We start from the raw sequence: 6,251 nt of genomic DNA, 5'->3' as shown, positions 1-6,251 counted from the left end.
GTCAGCCGGTCCGGAGCCGGCTTTCCCCTCATCCGCCCCTCCGGGGCACCTTCTCCCCCAAGGGGAGAAGGCATGGGTCGGCGCCGCTTGTGTCCAAGCGGTGTGGGGAGGGCGCGGGACAGCCGGGCCTCGCCCGGATGCGAATAGAGTTTACCGTTTCGACGAGACAGGCTGCCCCGCGTGGCCGTTATCCACTCGCCCCGCCGGCTGGCGGCCCTTATCGGGCCTCACCGGCGTCCCGGACCCCTGTCGCCAGGAGGGCCGGAAGGCGGAACGTGCTGACAGTATCGACAGTAGCGGTTCCATCCAAAGGCGCGCGGCGAGCAAGCGGACGCCATCCATCAACGTCCGACGAGGACCCCCGGACTTTCCTCCGCCCGGGCTTCATCGCTCGACCACAGCCCGCCGTCGTCGAGAACGTGGATCCGACGCCCTCCCCATCGACGGGATGGGAGGGAGTCTACGACGGCCGCTTCCTACGGCGCGTTCGTGACGCTGACGCGGGGGCGATGGGGAGGGAAAACAGTCGGTTGGGTCTGAAAAGTTTGATGGCTGAACATGAACTTGCAGCGCAGCAATTCCGATTCCTTCTCCCCTCGAGGGAGAAGGTGGGCCGGAGGCCCGGATGAGGGGGATGGTTTAGGCAAGCCATCTGCCAGGCGGTCCGGGATCGGCTATCCCCTCATCCGCCCCTCCGGGGCATCTTCTCCCCCAAGGGGAGAAGGAAGCCGGAGAGGGGGAACGCCTCGCCGCGGCCGGGTGTTCTCTCCGGAGCGGGGCAGAGGGAGAGAGCGATGCGACACCTGTTGACCATGAGCGCCATCGGGGCCTGCGGGCTCGTGATGGCCGGCTGCGCCACCACCGACAACTACGCCTCGGCTTGCGAGCGCGACTATGCGGAGAACCGCAACCGGGCCATGGCGGCCGGAACCGCGCTGGGCGCGGCCATCGGCGCGGCCGTGGCCGGCCCCGAAGACCGGGAGGCGGGAGCCGCCATCGGCGCCGCGGCCGGCTATCTGATCGGCCGCGAACTGTCGGAGGAAGAGGATCCGTGCGGCTACGGCTTCGGCGGCTACAACCGCGACGGCCGCTACGGCCGCGAGCGGGTCTACTGGCGCGACACCGACCGGCGTTGGTGAAGGAACGGACGGCGGCGCGGGCGGTTTGAGCGAGGAACCGCCGGCCGCCGACGTGGCCCCGCCGGTCTTGCTCGCGTGGCCGTACGCCCGCGTTTCCCGGGCTGGCTGGAGTCGAGCGTTGTCGCTTTTTCGTGTGCTGAGACGGAACTGGCCGTTCGTGGCGGTGGTGCTGCAGCTGGTCCTGATCGCCGTGCTGGGGGGCTATCTGGCGGCGGATGTGATTTTTCCGGGGGCGGCCGGCAAGGGTCACACCGGGTAAGAGCGTACCTGCCGCGCGCTAGGGTCGGGAACCCCTTCGCCAGAAGGACGAGCGGCATCCGGGGCATTCAAGATAGGCCAGCCTCGGAGTCAGGTATTTCCGGTAGCCGATTTCGGATGCTCGCTGGAGCGAGAACACCCGTATCCCGCAGGACGGGCAGCGAAACAGCTGAGCGGCCAGCGCGATCGCCATGTAGGGCAGGATGGCCAGAAACGGCAGGAACGAATTTCCGGTCCTGTTCGTGAACCAGATCGCCAAGCCGAGCGCGATTGGAGCGGTGAGAAACAGAACCTGTCCGACAACAAACAGGCGACCCTTAGGCATTGCTCACTCCGTCGCGGGGCGGTTCCCCGTCCCTAGCCGAACCGCCGCCGGTGGTCGGCGCTGCGCAGCGTCGAGCGGATGAAGTCGGCGGGGGGGTCGGTTTCGGCCAGCACCGCTTCCTTGATGGCGCGGGGCTCGCCGAACAGGTGGCCCTGGCCGACGGAGATGTCGAGCTCGAGGATGTCGACGATCTGGCGCTCGGTCTCGCATTTCTCGGCGATCAGCTCGATGCCGTAGCGGCGGGTGACCCCGGCGAAATCGGCGGCGGAGATGTCGCGCAGGGCCGGCAGGGCCGAGGCGGAGTCGGCATCCAGCAGGGTCTCGATCAGCAGGTCGGCCGACACCTTCATGAATTTGACGTCGGAGCGCTGGAGGTCGGCGAAGTCGAGGTCGAGGGTCTGGACCTTGTCGATCGAGAAGCGGAAGCCGAGGTCGGCCAGCTTGGCCATGTTGCGGGCCTCGACCGCGCCGCGGGCGTCGAAAGTGGCCTGGCCGAGCTCGAAGATCAGGGCCTGGTTGAGGTCGCGGTTCTCGCTAAGGAAGTCGAGGAACTGGGGGAAGAAGGTCTCGTCGCCTAGCGAGGACAGGGCGACGTTGCAGAACACCCCGACCTTGCGGTCCTGACGGGCGAGGCGGCGGACGATCTGGGCGCAGCGGAACAGCAGCAGGTTGTCGATGGCGGGGACCAGGCCCTCGCCCTCGGCGACCGACAGGTATTCGGCCGGCATCATCACGCGGTCGTCGGCGGCGCGCAGGCGGGTGAAGCTCTCGTAGAAGATGGTCCGACGCTGGGGCAGGGAGACGATCGGCTGCAGGTAGAGGTCGACGCGGTTCTCGGCCAGGGCCTCGTGGATGGTCTGGAGCAGGACGTTGGACTGCTCGCGGTGGCGGGCCTCGTAGGTGTTCTCCGGCGTCGGCTGGGAGATGCGCTGGTCGATCGACTCGCTCATCTGCTGGATCAGCGACTCCAGCATGCGGACCTCGCCGGACAGCTGTTCGGTCGAGCTGAGGGCCCCGCTCTCGATGGCCTGGGCCAGTTCGGTCAGGGCGCCCTGGGTCGACTCCATGGCGTCGGCGAGCAGGCGGTGGGCGTCGCGGACCTGGTCGATCTCCTTCTTCAGCACGGCGCGCTCGGCCTTGCCGGAGATCCAGGTGTGGATGGCGGCGAGCAGACCGAGGCTGGCGATGCCGGCCGCCGCGCCCGCGCCGGCGCCGAGGCCCGCGCGCCACACGAAGGCGCCGACCGTCATGGACAGGAACAGGTAGCCGAAGAGCAGGAAGCCTTGGGTCAGTGCGCGCATTGGAAACGGTTGTTCCGTGTTCCCGGATGGAATCGCCCGAGTATCGGGGTATCACGGCAGATCGCCTAGGCTTCCTGCACGGATTCTCCCCACTCTTCGAGGTTAACGATGGAATTGTTCGATCTGACCGGCCAGGTCGCGGTCATCACCGGCTCTTCGCGCGGCATCGGCAAGGCCATCGCCGAGCGGCTGGCCGAGCATGGGGCGAAGGTGGTGATCTCGTCGCGCAAGCCGGGGCCGTGCGACGAGGTGGCCTCGGCGATCAATGCGAAGCACGGCGAGGGCCGCGCCATCGCCGTTCCGGCCAACATCGCCTCGAAGGAGGAGCTGCAGCGGCTGGTCGACGAGACCAACGCCGCCTTCGGCAAGATCGACATCCTGGTCTGCAACGCCGCGACCAATCCCTATGCGGGACCGATGGCGGGGATTTCGGACGACCAGTTCGGCAAGATCCTGCAGAACAACGTGGTTTCGAACCACTGGCTGATCCAGATGGTCGCGCCGCAGATGCTGGAGCGGAAGGCGGGATCGGTGATCATCGTGTCGTCGATCGGCGGCCTGCGCGGCAACGCCCTGATCGGCGCCTACAACATCTCCAAGGCGGCCGACATGCAGCTGGCGCGGAACCTGGCGGTCGAGTGGGGCCCGTCGAACGTGCGGGTCAACACCATCGCCCCCGGCCTGGTGCAGACCGACTTCGCCAAATATCTGTGGGAGAACCCGGAGCTGCTGAAGCAGGTCACCGATCCCGCGCCGCTGAAGCGGATCGGCCAGCCGGACGAGATCGCCGGGGCGGCGGTCTATCTGGCCTCCCCGGCGTCCAGCTACATGACCGGCCAGACGCTGGTGGTCGACGGCGGGATCACCATTGCCTGGTGACGATCCCGGAGGCGTGAGCCTGCGCCAGGACCTGATCTGGCGGCTGCAGGCGGCGGGTTTCGCCGGCTTCATCGGCTTCATGCGGCTGCTGGGCGTGGAGCGCGCCTCGGCTCTGGGCGGCTGGCTGCTGCGGACGCTGGGGCCCAAAGCGGGGACGCAGAAGACGGTGATGCGCAACCTGCGCATCGCCTTCCCCGACATGGCGCCGGCCGAACGCGAGGCGCTGGCGCTGGCGCAGTGGGAGCAGACCGGACGGGCCTTCGCCGAGACGGCGCTGATGGACCGGCTGGTGGCGGAAGGGCGCATCGAGGTGGTCGGTCGCGAGCGGCTGGAGGCCATCCGCGAGTCGGGGCGACCGGTGGTCTTCGTCGGCGGGCATTTCGCCAATATCGAGACCCTGGCGGCGACCATCGTCGGGGCCGGCGTGCCCTGCCAGATCACCTATCGCGCGGCCAACAACCCTTACGTCGACGCCCAGATCATCGCGGCCCGGGCCCGCTATGGCGTCAAGCTGTTCGCCCCCAAGGGCGGGGACGGCGCGCGCGAGCTGCTGGCCGGGATGGCGCGGGGCGAGTCAGTGGCGCTGATGAACGACCAGAAATTCTCGGAGGGGCCGGAAGTGACCTTCTTCGGCCAGCCGGTCAATGCGGCGCCGGGCCCGAGCCGGCTGGCGCTGCGCTTCGGCACAGTGCTGCAGCCGATGTCCGTGGTGCGGCTGCCCGGGGTGCGGTTCCGGGTGACCCTCTACGCGCCGATCGAACTGGAGAAGACCGGCGACCGGCCGGCGGACATCGCGCGCGGGGTGCAGGCCATCACCAGCTTCATCGAGGCGCGGGTGCGCGAGAACCCGGTCGACTGGTTCTGGGTGCACAGGCGCTGGCCCGACCGGGTCTACGCGGCGCTGAATGCGGAGTGACGTCAGGCCTCGGCCGGGGCGCCGGAAGAGCCCCCGGGGGCGGTCGCCGGCGCGCGGTTGGCGTCGGTGGCGCGACGGAACGGGCCGCGGAAGCCCGGCGGGGTGACGCGGCGACGGTCCGGACCGAAATAGCCGTCGGTCTTGACGAAGGGACGGGGCTTCCAGATCACCGAATGGATGCGGTCGAGCACCCCCTTGGCGGTGATCGGCTTGGCCAGGAATTCCGTGACGCCGGCGTCGCGGGCCTCATAGACGCGCTGCTTGCCGGAGTGGCCGGTCATCATGATGATCGGCAGATAGGGATTGGCGCTGTCGGGGCTGTTGCGGACCAGGCGGGTGAACTCGACGCCGTCCAGCGGGAACATGTTGTAGTCGACGATGGCCAGGTCGATGGCGTGGTCGCGCAGCATCTGCAGGCCGGTTCCGCCGTCGTTCGCTTCCCAGACCTTGCGGATGCCCGCGGATTTCAGCACCGCCGAGGCGATAGTCCGCATGTGCGGATTGTCGTCGATGAGCAGGATCTGGAGGGCGGCGAGGGACGACATGGCGGATGGGCCGGCAAAGCGCCTTTGCGGCGCGGCGATGGTTAATCCTAGGCCTGATACCTTACCTGTCCATGACTGACCGGCGATCACTGAACGTAGTAATCGCTTACTCCCGCTCAGGTTCTGGTCAGAAGCGACGGATCAAGGTTGCGGTTGCGCCATTTCATGCGCCAGCACAGGTGCGGACCGGTGGCGCGGCCGCTCATGCCGACCCGACCGACCGAATCACCCCGGCGCAGGTCCTGTCCGGCGCGGACGTCGAGGCGCGACTGGTGCAGATAGGCGGTGATCAGCCCCTGGCCATGGTCGATCAGCACCAGGCCGCCCTCGAAATGCAGATCGGTCTCGGCGAGCGTCACCCGGCCGGCGGCAGGGGCGCGGATCACCGTCCCGGCCGGGGCGGCGAGGTCGATGCCGTAGTGCGGCCGGGCCGGCGTGCCGTTGAGGACGCGCTGGGCGCCCCAGCGGCTGCTGACGCGGAAGCCGGTCACGGGCCAGTCGAAGCCGTCGCGGAAATGGTCGGCGTCGAGGCGGCTGGCGAAGCCCTCGGTCTTGAGTTCGACCTCGCGGGCGATGCGGGCCAGCAGGGCCGGGTCGGTGGGGGTCACGGTGGACGGCGGCAGGCCGTCGACGCGGGTGATGGGGAAGTCGCCCGGCGCGATGTCGAGCGCGCGGCGAACCGAGCGGCCGTCGGCGCGAACCTCGATTTCGACGCTGGCGGGGGCGTCGCGGTCGAAGCCGACGATGAAATGGCCGCTCGACGAGGCGGCGGCCAGGGCCTCGCCGTCGACGAAGACCAGGGCGCGCGGCCAGGTGCGGCCGAGGGCGTGTCCGCCCTGGACGAAACGGCCGGTCAGTTCGAGGCCGTCGGAGGCGCGCGCCCGCGCC

7 protein-coding genes are annotated in these 6,251 nt (G+C 68.9%); 4 read left to right on the top strand and 3 right to left on the bottom strand.

Annotated elements, in window-relative coordinates; translation table 11 throughout:
- Positions 1-794: 794 nt before the first annotated feature.
- Together RDU12_RS11140 and RDU12_RS11135 are read left to right on the top strand one after the other, a co-directional pair.
- Positions 795-1,139 (top strand): glycine zipper 2TM domain-containing protein, encoded by a 345-nt coding sequence (locus tag RDU12_RS11140; protein WP_300289925.1) that lies wholly within the window; start codon positions 795-797, stop codon positions 1,137-1,139.
- A 118-nt stretch (positions 1,140-1,257) separates the two neighbouring features.
- Positions 1,258-1,398 carry a hypothetical protein gene (locus RDU12_RS11135; RefSeq protein WP_300289926.1) on the top strand — a complete coding sequence of 47 codons (141 nt, stop codon included), beginning with the start codon at positions 1,258-1,260 and terminating at the stop codon, positions 1,396-1,398.
- A gap of 356 nt (positions 1,399-1,754) precedes the next feature.
- Here RDU12_RS11135 and RDU12_RS11130 read toward each other — a convergent pair whose 3' ends face one another.
- On the bottom strand, positions 1,755-3,023 hold the full coding sequence (locus tag RDU12_RS11130) for an EAL domain-containing protein (RefSeq protein WP_308684626.1): 1,269 nt from the start codon (positions 3,021-3,023) through the stop codon (positions 1,755-1,757).
- Positions 3,024-3,131: 108 nt separating this feature from the next.
- Between RDU12_RS11130 and RDU12_RS11125 the strand changes: the two genes are divergently transcribed.
- Both RDU12_RS11125 and RDU12_RS11120 read left to right on the top strand, forming a co-directional pair.
- Positions 3,132-3,902 carry an SDR family NAD(P)-dependent oxidoreductase gene (locus RDU12_RS11125; RefSeq protein WP_300293235.1) on the top strand — a complete coding sequence of 257 codons (771 nt, stop codon included), beginning with the start codon at positions 3,132-3,134 and terminating at the stop codon, positions 3,900-3,902.
- 19 nt (positions 3,903-3,921) lie between these two features.
- Entirely contained in the window at positions 3,922-4,818 is an 897-nt protein-coding gene (locus RDU12_RS11120; RefSeq protein WP_300293237.1) for a lysophospholipid acyltransferase family protein, read from the top strand.
- A 2-nt stretch (positions 4,819-4,820) separates the two neighbouring features.
- Here RDU12_RS11120 and RDU12_RS11115 read toward each other — a convergent pair whose 3' ends face one another.
- Positions 4,821-5,363 (bottom strand): response regulator, encoded by a 543-nt coding sequence (locus RDU12_RS11115; protein WP_308684624.1) that lies wholly within the window; start codon positions 5,361-5,363, stop codon positions 4,821-4,823.
- A gap of 116 nt (positions 5,364-5,479) precedes the next feature.
- A partial coding sequence (locus RDU12_RS11110; protein ID WP_308684623.1) for a M23 family metallopeptidase occupies positions 5,480-6,251 on the bottom strand: 772 nt, incomplete at its 5' end.

Source organism: Brevundimonas sp. (assembly GCF_031082345.1).
Lineage (GTDB): Bacteria > Pseudomonadota > Alphaproteobacteria > Caulobacterales > Caulobacteraceae > Brevundimonas.
The sequence above is the reverse complement of the archived record's forward strand: the minus strand, read 5'-3'. Positions and strand labels throughout refer to the sequence as shown.